The organism is Rhizobacter sp. SG703 (assembly GCF_012275445.1).
In the GTDB taxonomy this organism is placed as follows: domain Bacteria; phylum Pseudomonadota; class Gammaproteobacteria; order Burkholderiales; family Burkholderiaceae_C; genus Rhizobacter.
Window position 1 is genome coordinate 567,343 of the sequence record NZ_JAAZQK010000001.1, and the last position, 13,894, is coordinate 581,236.

Here is a 13,894-nt window from a genome sequence, read left to right on the forward strand (position 1 = left end):
AACGGAGGCGACCTTACATCCTGTTCCAGAAGAAACGGTGACCGTTTTTGCTCGTCCAGACGAGATCTGAATCAGATGTGAACGAAGGCAACCGGATGGGCCCGTGCACGCCGGCCGGCAGCGATGGCGCAGATCGTGCTGTCCCTGATGCGAGCTGGTCGCGAGGGCACCGATACTCCCGGGCTGGGCGTGACCCACCATTGAACCGACCCACGGCCCCATCGACACCGAACCGCAGCCCCTTCCGATACCGGCGATCGATCGCCGCCCTCCTGGTTTTCCCTTGCCTTGCCCGCGCCCTCGTCCCACTCCATGCTCAGTGCCCATCACCTCCGCTGCTCGCGCGGCGACCGGACCCTGTTCGCCGACCTGAGCCTGTCGCTGGCGCCCGGCCGCTGGCTGCAGGTGGGCGGGCTGAACGGTGCCGGCAAGACGACGCTGCTGCGCACGCTGGTCGGCCTGAACCCACCCGATGACGGCGAGGTGCGCTGGAACGGCACGCCGATCCGCGAGGCCGGCGAAGACTTCCGCCGCGCCTGCCTGTACCTCGGCCACCACGCAGCGGTGAAGGACGAGCTGACGCCGTTCGAGAACCTGCGGCAGGCCTGCGCGATCGACGGCGTGGCGCTCGACGACGCTCAGGCCGGCGATGCGCTGCGCCGCATCGGGCTGCGCGGGCGCGGCCACCTGCCGACGCGCGTGCTGTCGGCCGGCCAGAAGCGCCGCGTGCTGCTGGCCCGGCTGCTGGTGCGCCCGGCGACGCTGTGGGTGCTGGACGAGCCGTTCGCCGCCCTCGACACCGATGCGGTCGAGCTGATGGGCGAACTGATCGGTGCGCACCTGGCGCAGGGCGGCCTGGCGATCCTGACCAGCCACCAGCCGGCACCGTTGCCGGCCGGCGAGACCGTGAGCCTCGCCGCATGAACACCCTTTTCGTTGCTCTGAAGCGAGACCTGCTGCTGGCCGCCCGCCGGCGCAGCGAGGTCGTCACCGCCCTCTTCTTCTTCGTCGTCGTGGTCAGCCTGTTCCCGCTCGGCATCGGGCCGGAACCGGCGATGCTGCGCCGCATCGGCCCGGGCGTGCTGTGGGTCGCGGCGCTGCTGGCCACGCTGCTCGGGCTGCCGCGGCTGTTCGCGAGCGACCATGCCGACGGCACGCTCGAGCAGATGGCCTTGTCGCCGCGCCCATTCGCGCTGCTGGTGGCCGGCAAGATCGCGGCGCACTGGCTGCTGTGCGGGCTGCCGCTGGTGCTGCTGGCGCCGTTGCTCGGGCTGCAGTTCAACCTGGACGCCGGCGAACTGCAGGTGCTGATGCTGGCGCTGCTGCTGGGCACGCCGGTGCTGAGCCTGATCGGCGCGATCGGTGCCGCGCTGACGCTCGGCGTGCGCGGCGGCGGCACGCTGCTCGCGCTGCTGGTACTGCCGCTGTACGTGCCGACACTGATCTTCGGCGCCGGCGCGGTCGAGGCGCAGAGCGCCGGGCTGGGCTCGTCGGCGCAGTTGTCGATCCTTGGGGCGCTGCTCGCGCTCGCCGTATTCTTCGCACCCTGGGCCACCACCGCGGCTCTTCGCATCGCAATCGAATGATGGACAAGCACTCAGCCAGCCCGTGGATGCGCTACGCATCGCCCGCCACCTTCTACCCCCTTGCCGGCAAGCTGCAGCCCTGGTTTGCAGGCCTGGCTGCGCTGCTCACGATCGCCGGCCTGTGGATCGGCTTCTTCGTCGCGCCGACCGATGCGACGCAGGGCGAGGGCTACCGGATCATCTTCGTGCACGTGCCGGCGAGCTGGATGTCGATGGTCATCTACTGCGCGATGGCGTTCTGGGCCGGCATCGGCCTGGCGTTCAACACGCGGGTGTCGTCGATGATGGCCTCGGCGCTGGCGCCGACCGGGGCACTCTTCGCACTGCTGTCGCTGCTGACCGGGTCGCTCTGGGGCAAGCCGATGTGGGGCACCTGGTGGGTCTGGGACGCGCGGCTCACGTCGGAGCTGATCCTGTTCTTCCTGTACCTCGGGTTCCTCGCGCTGCAGGCGGCGATCGAAGACCCGAAGCGGGCCGACCGTGCCGGCGCGGTGCTGGCTCTGGTCGGCGTGGTGAACGTGCCGATCATCTACTTCTCGGTGAAGTGGTGGAACACGCTGCACCAGGGCGCGACGATCTCGATGACGAAGTCGCCGTCGATGGCCGTCACGATGCTGTGGGGCATGCTGCTGATGGCGCTGGCCTTCTGGATGTATGCGATCGCGGTCGCGCTGGCACGGGTGCGCAACATCATCCTCGAACGTGAGCGCCATGCCGACTGGGTTCGTCAAGCCGTGGAGGCATCGTGATGCAGTGGAACAGCGTGGGTGATTTCTTCGCGATGGGCGGCTACGCCTTCTACGTCTGGGGCAGCTTCGGCGCGTGCGCGCTGGCGATGCTGGTCGAAAGCCTGCTGTTGCGCCAGCAGCGCCGGGAACTGTTGCGATCCCTGAAGGATCAGCACGAGGCATGACAGGAAAGCAAGCACACATGAAACCCCGCCACAAACGCCTCGCGATCATCGTCGGCGCCGTCGCCAGCCTCGGCGTCGCCGCCGCCCTGGTGCTGAACGCGCTGAACAGCAACGTCGCGTTCTTCTTCACGCCGACGCAGGTCGTCTCCGGCGAAGCCCCGAAGGACCGTGCGTTCCGCGTGGGCGGCATGGTGCGGCAGGGCACGCTGAAGCGCGACCAGATGACCGTCAGCTTCGTCATCACCGACACCGCCAAGGACGTGGCGATCCGCTACACCGGCATCCTTCCGGACCTGTTCCAGGAGGGCAAGGGCGCGGTCGTGCAGGGCAAGCTCGATGGCGACGGCAGCTTCGTCGCGACCGAAGTGCTGGCCAAGCACGACGAGAACTACATGCCGCCCGAGGCCGCCCATGCGGTCGAGCAAGCCAAGAAGATGAGGAACACACTCAAATGACCCCCGAACTCGGCCACCTCGCGCTGATCCTCGCCTTCCTCGTCTCGATCGTGCAGGGCGTGCTGCCGATCGCCGGCGCCCACCGCAACAAGGTCGCGTGGACCTCGCTCGCGCGGCCGGCGGCGCAGACGCAGTTCCTGCTCGTCGCGTTCGCGTTCGCCTGCCTGATGCAGGCCTTCGTCGCGAACGACTTCTCGGTGCTGTACGTCGCCGAGCACTCCAATTCGCAGTTGCCCACCGCCTACCGCGCCGCCGCCGTCTGGGGCGGCCATGAAGGCTCGCTGCTGCTGTGGCTGCTGATGCTCAACGGCTGGACCCTCGCCGTCAGCCTGCTGTCGCGCCAATTGCCGCTGCCGATGGTCGCGCGCGTGATCGGCGTGCTCGGGCTGGTCGCCGCCGGCTTCCTCGCATTCATGCTGCTGACGTCGAACCCGTTCGACCGGCTGATCCCGGCCGCCGTCGAAGGCCAGGACCTGAACCCGCTGCTGCAGGACCCGGGCCTGATCGTGCACCCGCCGATGCTCTACATGGGCTATGTCGGCTTCTCGGTCGCGTTCGCCTTCGCGATCGCCGCGCTGCTGGCCGGCACGCTCGACGCCGCCTGGGCCCGCTGGTCGCGGCCGTGGACCAACGTCGCCTGGACCTTCCTGACGCTCGGCATCGCGCTCGGCTCGTACTGGGCCTACTACGAGCTCGGCTGGGGCGGCTGGTGGTTCTGGGACCCGGTCGAGAACGCGTCGTTCATGCCGTGGCTGGTCGGCACCGCGCTGATCCATTCGCTGGCCGTCACCGAGAAGCGCGGCAGCTTCAAGAACTGGACCGTGCTGCTCGCGATCTGCGCATTCTCGCTGTCGCTGCTCGGCACCTTCCTGGTCCGCTCCGGCGTGCTGACCTCGGTGCACGCCTTCGCGACCGACCCTCGCCGCGGCATCTTCATCCTGCTGTTCCTGAGCGCGGTGATCGGCGGCTCGCTGAGCCTGTTCGCGTACCGCGCCCCCAAGGTCGGCCTGGGCGGCGCGTTCGCGCTGATGTCGCGCGAAACGCTGCTGCTGATCAACAACGTGCTGCTGATGGTGGCCGCCGGCTCGGTGCTGCTGGGCACGCTGTACCCGCTGATCATCGACGGGCTGGGGCTGGGCAAGCTGTCGGTCGGGCCGCCCTACTTCAATGCGGTGTTCGTGCCGATCATGGTGCCGCTGCTGTTCCTGATCGCGATCGGCCCGGTCGCGAACTGGAAGCACGCCGATGCGCGCGACATGTCGCAGCGGCTGTGGATGGCCGCCGGCATCGCCGTCGTGCTGGGCGCGCTGCTGCCGGCGTTCGTCGGCAACTGGTCGCCGCTGGTCGCGCTCGGCCTGCTGCTGGCGGTGTGGATCGTCGCGAGCAGCGTGTTCCAGATCCGCACCCGCCTGAAATCAGGCTGGCCGCCGCGGGCGTACTGGGGCATGCACCTGGCCCACGTCGGCATCGCGGTGTTCGTCGTCGGCGTCACGATGGTGAAGGGCTACGAGGTCGAGAAGGACGTGCGCATGGCGGTCGGCGAGACCGTCGCGCTGGGCGGCTACACCGTCAAGCTGCTCGGCGTCGACGAAGTGCGCGGGCCCAACTACATCGCGCAGCGAGGTGAGGTCGAGCTGTCGCGCGACGGCCAGGTGCTGAACCGGCTGAACCCCGAGAAGCGCAACTATGCGTCGTCGCAGATGCCGATGACCGAGACCGCGATCGACAGCGGCCTGACGCGCGACCTGTACGTCTCGCTGGGCGAACCGCTGGAAGCCGGCCCGGGCGGCAAGGCCGCGGCCTGGAGCGTGCGGGTGTACTACAAGCCCTTCGTCGTGTGGATCTGGCTCGGCTGCCTGCTGATGGCCGCCGGCGGGGCACTCGCCGCGAGCGACAGGCGCTACCGGCTGAAGCTGAAGCAGCGGGTCGGCGCGACGCTGTCGGGCGCCACCGGAGCGGCCGCATGAAGAAATACTTCCTGATCCCGCTCGGGCTGTTCGCGGTGCTGGCGGTGTTCCTCGCCGTCGGCCTGAACCACGACCCGCACGAGGTGCCGTCGCCGTTGATCGGCAAGCCGGCGCCGATGTTCTCGCTGCCGCGGCTCGAGGCGTCTGGCGCGACCGCGGCCGACGCCGCGAAGTTCACGCCGCAGGAGATGCGCGGCAAGGTGTGGATGCTCAACGTGTGGGCCACCTGGTGTGGCCCGTGCCGCCAGGAGCATCCGGTGCTCGTCAATTTCGCGAAGCTCGGCCTGGTGCCGGTGGTCGGCCTGAACTACAAGGACAAGCGCGACGAGGCGCAGCGCTGGCTGACCGAGTTCGGCAACCCGTATGTCGCGACCGCCGTCGATGCCGACGGGCGCGTCGGCATCGACTACGGCGTCTACGGCGTGCCGGAGACCTACCTGATCGACAAGACCGGCACGATCCGCTTCAAGCAGATCGGGCCGCTGACCGACGATGTGCTGCGCTCGAAAGTGATCCCGATGCTCAAGGAACTCGGCACATGAAGCGGTTGATGATGGGAGTCGCGCTGGCGATCGCGTTCGCCTGCAGCGTGCATGCCGCCGATGCCCCGCCGCTGGCCGACGACCCGGTCGTCGAGGCGCGGCTGGTCGGCATCGCCGAGGAGCTGCGCTGCCTGGTGTGCCAGAACGAATCGCTGGCCGGCTCGCGCGCCGACCTGGCGGAAGACCTGCGCCGCGAGATCCGCACGCTGATCCGCCAGGGCAAGACCGACCAGGAGGTGATGGACTTCCTGGTCAGCCGCTATGGCGATTTCGTGCGCTACCGGCCGCCGATGAAGCCGACCACCTGGCTGCTGTGGCTCGGCCCGTTCGTGCTGCTCGGCGGCGGGCTGGTGGCGCTGGTCGCCTTCCTGCGCCGCCGCACGGCGCCCGATGCCGTCGCGCTGACTGCCGAGGAGCAACAGCGCGCGATGGCGCTGCTGAACAACGACCCCACAACTGCCGAGCGCCCCTGAGATGGCCACCTTCCTGATTGCCGCGGCGCTGCTCGTCGCCGCCACCCTGCTCGTGCTGCTGCGACCCTGGCGGCGCGCCGCGCAGGCCGCCGAATCGACCGCCCGCGACGCCAACACCGCCGTCTACCGCGACCAGTTGGCCGAGCTCGACCGCGACCTCGCAGCCGGCACCATCCAGGCCGCCGACCATGAACAGGCGCGCGGCGAGCTGCAGAAGCGCCTGCTGGCCGATGCCGAGGTCGCCGAGCCGGCGATCGCACCGCGCAGCTCGGGCCGCGGCACGATGGTCGCGCTCGCGGTGGCGTTGCCGCTGCTGGCCACCGGCCTCTACGCGTGGCGCGGCAACCCGGCCGCGCTGAACCCGCCGGCGCCGCCCGCGCAACGCGGCGAGGTGACGCAGCAGCAGATCGAACAGATGATTGCCGCGCTCGCGGCACGCGTCGAGAAGAACCCGGACGATCCGAAGGCCTGGATGGTGCTCGCCCGCTCGTACCGCGCGATGGGCCGGCCGGCCGATTCGGCGAAGGCCTTCGAGCACGTCGGTGCCGAGATGCTGGACCGAGATCCGGTGCTGCTGACCGAGTACGCCGACGTGCTCGCGACGACGGCGAATGGCGACCTGCAGGGCAAGCCGCTGAAGCTGGTGCAGCAGGCGCTGGCGATCGACCCGAACAATGCGATGGCGCTGTCGATGTCGGCGACGGCGGCGTACCAGCGGCAGGACATGAAGACGGCCGCAGCGCAATGGCAGCAGCTGCTGCCGATGCTGCCACCGGAGTCGGACTACGCGAAGTTCATCGTGCAGACGTTGGCCGAGATCCGCAGCGGCACGGCGGGGGCGGCGGCTTCGGCGCCGGTGGCGTCTGCCGCGCGAGCATCGGCGTCTGCCGCCACGGCGGCGACCGCGGCCAACAAGCCGGCCGCGGGCACGGCGACGTCGGTCAGCGGGCGCGTCACGCTGTCCCCTGCCCTGGCGTCGAAGGTGCAGCCGGGCGACACGGTGTTCGTGTTCGCGCGTGCGCCGCAGGGCCCGCGCATGCCGCTGGCGGTGAAGCGCGGGCTGGTGTCGGACCTGCCGATGGATTTCGTGCTCGACGACTCGACCGCGATGAGCCCGCAGTTCAAGCTGTCGAGCGTGCCCGAGGTGCGCATCGAGGTGCGGGTGTCGCGCAATGGCAGCGCGACGCCATCGACCGGCGACCTGATCGGCCAGGGCCCGGTGGTGAAGCCGGGCGCCACTGGCGTCGCGGTGCAGATCGACCAGATCAGGCCCTGAGCTTCGGCCCGGCATCGCGCGCTTCGCTTCGGAGCCGCGACGCCGGGCGCTCGCCGACGACACTTCCTTTCAGCGCTGTCACCCGACAGCGTCCCAACTGAAAGGATTTCACATGCCCATTCCCGCAATCGGTGCCGCACTGACCCGTGCCCTTCCCATGGCCGCGCAAGCCCTCAGCAAGGCCCCTGGCCTGCAAGCCCTCGGTGGCCTGATGGGTGGCCCTGGTGGTGGCGAGCAAGCCCAAGGCGGCCAGCAAGCCGGCCCGGGCGGCGCCGCCAGCGCCATCATCCAGCGCCTGAAGTCGATGGTTCCGGGGGGAGGCGACTGAGTCCCACCGATCACCTTGACGAAGATCGACCTGTCGGACCGGCCGCGCTGCGGCCTTGTCCGGCACCTCTGACGCGGCCGCGACCCGGCGGACCGCTTTGTGCGCTGATGCGCACTACCCCGAAAGCCCGTCATGAGCCCGCACACCAAAGACGATATTGCGCAGCTGGTCCAGGAGATGATCGACGCGATCGTGCGCCAGGAACTCGGCCGCGCCGAAGCGCTGTGGTTCCAGCTTCGCGACCTGCCGGACGTCGCGCCATCGGCACTGGCCATCGGCGCCTTCATCCCGATCCTGCGCAACGAGCCGCGCGACGCACTGCACTTCCTGCAGACGCTGCCGGACGATTGCTGCCCCGACCTGAAGGCCTTGTGCACCTACCTGCTCGGCGATCCGATCTGGCACCTGGAAGCAAGTGCGCTGGCCGAGAGCGATGATCCGTTGATGCGCACGGCGATGCGGCATCTGCTGGAGACGAGCGCGACGGTTTGAAGGTGCGCGCGACCCATGACCCATGCGTCGCTGTTCCTCCGCGGCCATCGCGGTGGCACCGGGCAGGGCCGGTGGTCGATGTCAGCGCCCTTCAACGGTCTTCTCGCTGCCGTCGCCAATGCGGGAGCCGACCCGCTGATGACCCGCAGGCCGAGCGAGCCAGCAGTCACGCCAGGGCTACGCAGCCAAAAATGACTGCGTTCGTCATAAAGTCGCATATTTTTTGTCGCGTTAATCATAAATGATTAAATGTGACTAATTTACTTATCCGTTTTTCCTTTTCTTACCACAATTGCGCCCGCAGTCATCGGTGCGCTCCTGCGAATAGCGCGAGATCAGATTGAGTGTGGAAGGTGGCATGGCCATCGACCTCCGTGTAGTCCTTCAGATCGGAATCCCATGAATCCACGCGCTGGCGCTTCCTCGTCCGCTCCCTCCCCTTCCAGCCTCGCCATCGGCCACACGCTGATGCGTGAATGCCTCACGTTTCGCATTGGAGGCGAGGAGTTTGGAATCGACATTCTTCAAGTGCAGGAGATTCGCGGGTATGAAACTCCGACGCGCATTGCCGGTGCACCCTCGTTCATCAAAGGCGTGTTGAACCTGCGGGGGGTGATCGTGCCTGTCGTCGACTTGCGGACGAAGTTCGGCGAAGCCGCGAACTGCGAACCGGTCACCGTCACGATCATCCTGAGCATCGCCGGCCGAACGGTAGGCGCCGTCGTCGACTCCGTGAGTGACGTCATAGAACTCACGCTTGACCAGATCAGGCCCGCTCCCGAGTTCAATTCTTCGATCGATGCGAACCACATCGTGGGCATCGGCGTCATCGCCCAGAGCGAAGGCGAACGAATGTTGATCTTGCTGGACATCGGCAAGCTCATGTCGAGCTTCGACATGGGCCTGATCCCGGCGATTCACTAGTCAACAGCATCCGTGAAACTGGAGCAGTACATGAACAATTTATCTGTCAAAAGGCAACTCATCCTGGCCTTTGGCGCCCTCGCCGCATTGGTGGTCATCGTCAGCATCGTCGCATTGCACGGACTTGGCGGCTCCAACGAAAGGTTCATCGCGCATGAGAACGGTTCGTCCGAGCGCGAGAACCTTGCCGCCGACGTGCGTTCCTACGCCAGCCAACGCGCGATCGGCGTTCGCGACATGGTGCTTGTGAAGACAGATGCCGACCGTGCATCGTCGAAGCAGATGGCCATCACGGCGAATGACGGCCTGCAGGCCAGCCTCAAGTCTCTGCGCGAGAACGTCGGCAAAGCAGCAGATGCGACCGACCAGGAACGCAAGCTCGTCGACGCATTTGACAAGGTCGAGTCTCAGTACCGTCCTGTCGCGCTCGCCATCGTGGAACTGGCCGCCGGCGGCAAGTCCGACGAAGCGATCGAGAAGATGAACGTCGAATGCCGCCCCTTGCTCGCCGCATTGCTGGCAGCCGCAAAGGACTATGCGGAATACAGTCACGCGGCGAGCCAAAGAGAGGTTGAGATGGCCTCGGAGGTCTTTGCCAGGCAACGCGCAGTCGTTCTGGCCCTGAGCGCTTTCGCAACGATCGTGGCCTTCGTCCTCGGATGGTTCATCACGCGCCGGCTGGTCTGGTCGCTCGGAGCTGAACCCGCCGATCTCAGCGATGCGGCGCAGCGTGTCTCGGCGGGGGACCTGGGCCCGGTGCGCGGCGCGGAATCGGCGCCGGCGGGCAGCGTGCTCGCGTCAATGGGCGCCATGCAACGACAACTGGTTGCGCTGATCAGCCAGGTGCGGACCTCGGCGGACAGCATCGCGACCGCGAGCGCGGAGATTTCGCAAGGGAACAACGACCTGTCCGGCCGCACCGAGCAGCAGGCGTCCGCCCTGGAAGAGACCGCCGCATCGATGGAGCAGCTGAGCGCGACCGTCAAGCAGAACGCGGACAACGCCCGCCAAGCGGATCAATTGGCAAAGGGCGCGACCACTGTCGCGATCCAAGGCGGTGAGGTGGTCGACCAGGTTGTCGAGACGATGCGGGGGATCAACGACAGCAGCAAGAAGATCTCGGACATCATCAGCGTCATTGACGGCATCGCGTTTCAAACGAACATCTTGGCGCTGAACGCTGCCGTCGAAGCGGCAAGAGCAGGTGAACAGGGGCGCGGATTTGCAGTCGTCGCCTCCGAGGTCCGCAATCTCGCAGGGCGTTCGGCCGATGCGGCGAAGGAAATCAAAGGCCTGATCAACACCAGCGTCGAACGCGTCGAGCAAGGCACTGCGTTGGTCGACCAGGCCGGCGTCACGATGAGGGAGGTCGTCGGCTCCATCAAGCGCGTCACCGACATCATGAGCGAAATCAGTGCTGCCAGCACGGAGCAGAGCGCCGGAGTTGCGCAGGTCGGGGAAGCGGTCACGCAGATGGATCAGGCAACTCAGCAGAACGCCGCGTTGGTCGAAGAAAGCGCCGCCGCCGCAGAGAGCATGAACATCCAAGCCAAGCAATTGGTGCAAGCCGTGGCCAACTTCAAGATGGATCGCGACGCGAATGGCCGATCAGATTCGATAGGCTCCACATTGGAAGCGGGACTGCAAGATCGCCGCAGCGCGAACGACTCGCCGCGTGCTGCACGCCCGAGCTTCACGGTGATCGCACGAAAGCAGGCTGGCCACGCTGCGCCGGCAAGATTGAGCTCAGCGGCGACGGGTACGACGGATTGGTCTTCGTTCTGATGGAAGGCGTGGAGCACAGCAAGTGAGTGTTCCACCTGCGCATCGATCAGAAGTCGCAGCTCATCACTTGTCGGGCCCGGCAGCGACAACGGTCTTCAGACAAGTGATCCGATGTTCTTCGGGTACCGAAGTGCAGCAGCGGCTGCAGGACATGGGCCATGTCTCGCAGCTGGAAGCAGAAACGCCTCGCAGTGCGAGGCGTTCAGACGAGCTGATTTCACTGAGTTCTTTGGAGGCGCGGGCCGGAGTCGAACCGACCTACACGGATTTGCAATCCGGTGCATAACCGCTTTGCTACCGCGCCCCGCTTAACTTGTCTTGCCTGACGCTCTTGCGTCACGCTCTTGCGTCATCTAGGCAAAAAGGGAAGCTCGAAAGCTTCCCTTTGAATTTGGAGCGGGAGACGAGGCTCGAACTCGCGACCTCAACCTTGGCAAGGTTGCGCTCTACCAACTGAGCTACTCCCGCTTTGCCGGATCTTTCGATCCCTTGATCAACTCGCTCTGCTCGCTTGAAGCTCTCACTTCGTTGCAGTTGCTTTGCTGTATCAACCAAGACTCACAGTATATGTTCAAAATCGGCCGATCCGCAAGACCGGCCGATTTTTTTCAAACTTTCTTCAGTGCTTCAGCGCGTCGGTCGCAGGTGCCGTGGCCGGCGCCGCAGGCGTGGCCGCAGCTTCGGCCTTGCCGTCGACCTTCGGCACCTCTTCATCGGCCAGCGCTTGCGGTGCCGACTCGAGGGCGATCTCCAGCACCTGGTCGATCCACTTCACCGGCACGATCTCGAGGTGGTTCTTCACGTTCTCCGGAATGTCCTGAAGGTCCTTCGCGTTCTCCTCCGGGATCAGCACCGTCTTGATGCCGCCGCGGTGAGCCGCGAGCAACTTCTCCTTCAGGCCTCCGATGGCCGTGACCTCGCCACGCAGCGTGATCTCGCCGGTCATCGCCACGTCGGCACGCACGGGGATGTTGGTCAGCGCCGACACGAAGGCCGTCGTCATCGCAGCACCCGCGCTCGGGCCGTCCTTCGGCGTCGCGCCATCGGGCACGTGGATGTGGATGTCGCGCTTCTCGAACATCTCGTCCTTGATGCCCAGGCGGCGTGCACGGCTGCGCACCACCGAACGTGCCGCCTCGACCGACTCCTTCATCACGTCGCCCAGCGAGCCGGTGCGGATGATGTTGCCCTTGCCCGGCATCACCGCGGTCTCGATGGTCAGCAGATCGCCGCCCACTTCCGTCCACGCGAGGCCGACCACCTGGCCGACCTGGTTGCGCTTCTCGGCCTGGCCGTAGTTGAAGCGGCGCACGCCGAGGAAGTCGTTCAGGTTCTCTTCGCTGACGACCATCTTGCCGACCTGCTTCTTCAGCTGGATGCTCTTCACCACCTTGCGGCAGATCTTGGACACCTCGCGCTCGAGCGAACGCACGCCGGCTTCACGCGTGTAGTAGCGGATGATCCCGCGGATCGCCGATTCGGTGACCTCCATCTCCTCGTCCTGCACGCCGTTGTTCTTGCGTTGCTTCGGCAGCAGGTAGCGCTGAGCGATGTTGACCTTCTCGTCCTCGGTGTAACCCGCAAGGCGGATCACCTCCATCCGGTCCAGCAGCGCCGGCGGAATGTTCATCGAGTTCGACGTGGCGATGAACATCACGTCGCTCAGGTCGAAGTCAACCTCGACGTAATGGTCGCTGAAGGTGTGGTTCTGCTCGGGGTCGAGCACCTCGAGCAATGCGCTCGAAGGATCGCCCCGGAAGTCCATGCCGAGCTTGTCGATCTCGTCGAGCAGGAACAGCGGATTGCGGGTGCCGACCTTCGACAGGCTCTGCAGCACCTTGCCCGGCATCGAGCCGATGTAGGTGCGGCGGTGCCCGCGGATCTCGGCCTCGTCGCGCATGCCGCCCAGCGCCATGCGGACGAACTTGCGCCCGGTGGCGCGCGCCACGCTCTGGCCGAGCGAGGTCTTGCCGACGCCCGGGGGGCCGACCAGGCACAGGATCGGGGCCTTGACCTTGTCGACTCGCTGTTGCACCGCGAGATACTCAAGGATGCGGTCCTTGACCTTCTCGAGGCCGTAGTGGTCCTCGTTCAGCACGGCCTCTGCATTCGGCAGGTCGTGCTTGATCTTGGTCTTCTTGGTCCACGGCAGGTTGATCAGCGTGTCGATGTAGTTGCGCACGACGGTCGCTTCGGCCGACATCGGCGACATCAGCTTCAGCTTCTTCAGCTCGGCATCGACCTTCTTGCGGGCCTCCTTGGGCATCTTCGCCGCAGTGATCTTCTTTTCCAGCTCCTCCATGTCGGCGCCTTCTTCGCCGTCACCGAGTTCCTTCTGGATCGCCTTGACCTGCTCGTTCAGGTAGTACTCGCGCTGGCTCTTCTCCATCTGGCGCTTCACGCGCCCGCGGATGCGCTTCTCCACCTGCAGGATGTCGACTTCATGTTCGAGTTGCTCGAGCAGCTTCTCGAGCCGCTTGTCGACCGCGAACAGGTCGAGCACCGACTGCTTGTTCTCGAGCTTCAGCGGCAGGTGTGCCGCAATCGTGTCGGCCAGGCGGCCGGCATCGTCGATGCCCGCGATGGAGGTCAGGATCTCCGGCGGGATCTTCTTGTTGAGCTTGACGTACTGGTCGAACTGCTGCGTCACCGCGCGGCGCAGCGCCTCGACCTCGGGCTTGGCCTCGGTCTCGGGCGGCACCGGCGTCACTTCGGCCATGAAGTGCTCGCCGTTGTCGCTGATCGAATGCGTGTTGGCGCGTTGGATGCCTTCGACCAGCACCTTCACCGTGCCGTCGGGCAGCTTCAGCATCTGCAGGATGCTCGAGACGCAACCCACTTCGAACATGTCGTCGGGCTTGGGCTCGTCCTTGCCGGCCGCGCGTTGCGCGACGAGCATGATCTGCCGGCCGGCTTCCATCGCGGCTTCGAGCGCCTTGATCGACTTCGGGCGTCCGACGAACAGCGGGATCACCATGTGGGGGAACACCACCACGTCCCGCAGCGGGAGCAGCGGCATCGTGATGGGCTCGGCGGGCAAAACGGGATGTCCGGACATTGGAACCTCTCTTTCTCAAGCCCATCTAGGGCTCAAGCATTCGTTTGCAAGGAGCCGGCGCAGTGTGGCGCACCGGCAAACATCAGGATCCGTTG

General features: G+C 66.3%; 14 protein-coding genes and 2 tRNA genes. 13 read left to right on the forward strand and 3 right to left on the reverse strand.

What is annotated here, in order from left to right; translation table 11 throughout:
• The first annotated feature begins 312 nt into the window (after nucleotides 1-312).
• The 13 genes from ccmA to FHT26_RS02480 all read left to right on the forward strand — a co-directional run bounded on the left by ccmA (nucleotide 313) and on the right by FHT26_RS02480 (nucleotide 10,741).
• Nucleotides 313-924, forward strand: coding sequence for a cytochrome c biogenesis heme-transporting ATPase CcmA (ccmA, locus tag FHT26_RS02420; RefSeq protein ID WP_168558574.1), 612 nt, complete (start codon nucleotides 313-315; stop codon nucleotides 922-924).
• Nucleotides 921-1,586 (forward strand): heme exporter protein CcmB, encoded by a 666-nt coding sequence (gene ccmB, locus FHT26_RS02425; RefSeq protein WP_168558575.1) that lies wholly within the window; start codon nucleotides 921-923, stop codon nucleotides 1,584-1,586. The genes ccmA and ccmB overlap by 4 nt, the downstream gene beginning before the upstream one ends.
• Nucleotides 1,586-2,335: a heme ABC transporter permease gene (locus FHT26_RS02430; protein ID WP_168558576.1), complete on the forward strand. Its 750-nt coding sequence runs from the start codon at nucleotides 1,586-1,588 to the stop codon at nucleotides 2,333-2,335. The genes ccmB and FHT26_RS02430 overlap by 1 nt, the downstream gene beginning before the upstream one ends.
• Nucleotides 2,335-2,499 (forward strand): heme exporter protein CcmD, encoded by a 165-nt coding sequence (ccmD, locus tag FHT26_RS02435; protein WP_168558577.1) that lies wholly within the window; start codon nucleotides 2,335-2,337, stop codon nucleotides 2,497-2,499. Before FHT26_RS02430 ends, ccmD begins: the two co-directional genes overlap by 1 nt.
• 17 nt (nucleotides 2,500-2,516) lie before the next feature.
• Nucleotides 2,517-2,954 (forward strand): cytochrome c maturation protein CcmE, encoded by a 438-nt coding sequence (ccmE, locus tag FHT26_RS02440; protein ID WP_168558578.1) that lies wholly within the window; start codon nucleotides 2,517-2,519, stop codon nucleotides 2,952-2,954.
• Complete coding sequence (locus FHT26_RS02445; RefSeq protein WP_168558579.1) at nucleotides 2,951-4,921, forward strand: heme lyase CcmF/NrfE family subunit; 1,971 nt, start codon at nucleotides 2,951-2,953, stop codon at nucleotides 4,919-4,921. Before ccmE ends, FHT26_RS02445 begins: the two co-directional genes overlap by 4 nt.
• Nucleotides 4,918-5,463 carry a DsbE family thiol:disulfide interchange protein gene (locus FHT26_RS02450; protein ID WP_168558580.1) on the forward strand — a complete coding sequence of 182 codons (546 nt, stop codon included), beginning with the start codon at nucleotides 4,918-4,920 and terminating at the stop codon, nucleotides 5,461-5,463. Before FHT26_RS02445 ends, FHT26_RS02450 begins: the two co-directional genes overlap by 4 nt.
• Complete coding sequence (locus FHT26_RS02455; RefSeq protein WP_168558581.1) at nucleotides 5,460-5,936, forward strand: cytochrome c-type biogenesis protein; 477 nt, start codon at nucleotides 5,460-5,462, stop codon at nucleotides 5,934-5,936. Before FHT26_RS02450 ends, FHT26_RS02455 begins: the two co-directional genes overlap by 4 nt.
• 1 nt (nucleotide 5,937) lies before the next feature.
• On the forward strand, nucleotides 5,938-7,212 hold the full coding sequence (gene ccmI / locus FHT26_RS02460; RefSeq protein ID WP_168558582.1) for a c-type cytochrome biogenesis protein CcmI: 1,275 nt from the start codon (nucleotides 5,938-5,940) through the stop codon (nucleotides 7,210-7,212).
• Nucleotides 7,213-7,324: 112 nt separating this feature from the next.
• A complete protein-coding gene (locus FHT26_RS02465) occupies nucleotides 7,325-7,540 on the forward strand; it encodes a hypothetical protein (protein ID WP_168558583.1) in 216 nt (71 codons plus the stop codon).
• 132 nt (nucleotides 7,541-7,672) lie between these two features.
• Nucleotides 7,673-8,032, forward strand: a complete 360-nt coding sequence (locus tag FHT26_RS02470) for an HrpB1 family type III secretion system apparatus protein (protein WP_168558584.1) — start codon at nucleotides 7,673-7,675, stop codon at nucleotides 8,030-8,032.
• Nucleotides 8,033-8,431: 399 nt separating this feature from the next.
• A complete protein-coding gene (locus FHT26_RS02475; RefSeq protein WP_168558585.1) occupies nucleotides 8,432-8,956 on the forward strand; it encodes a chemotaxis protein CheW in 525 nt (174 codons plus the stop codon).
• Nucleotides 8,957-8,986: 30 nt separating this feature from the next.
• Nucleotides 8,987-10,741, forward strand: a complete 1,755-nt coding sequence (locus FHT26_RS02480) for a methyl-accepting chemotaxis protein (RefSeq protein WP_168558702.1) — start codon at nucleotides 8,987-8,989, stop codon at nucleotides 10,739-10,741.
• 230 nt (nucleotides 10,742-10,971) lie between these two features.
• On the opposite strand, the gene FHT26_RS02485 is transcribed toward FHT26_RS02480, so the two are convergent.
• The 3 genes from FHT26_RS02485 to lon all read right to left on the reverse strand — a co-directional run bounded on the left by FHT26_RS02485 (nucleotide 10,972) and on the right by lon (nucleotide 13,799).
• Nucleotides 10,972-11,045 (reverse strand) — tRNA-Cys (locus FHT26_RS02485).
• Between the two features lie 88 nt (nucleotides 11,046-11,133).
• Nucleotides 11,134-11,209, reverse strand: a tRNA-Gly gene (locus FHT26_RS02490).
• Nucleotides 11,210-11,360: 151 nt separating this feature from the next.
• On the reverse strand, nucleotides 11,361-13,799 hold the full coding sequence (gene lon / locus FHT26_RS02495; RefSeq protein WP_056808499.1) for an endopeptidase La: 2,439 nt from the start codon (nucleotides 13,797-13,799) through the stop codon (nucleotides 11,361-11,363).
• Nucleotides 13,800-13,894: the final 95 nt, after the last annotated feature.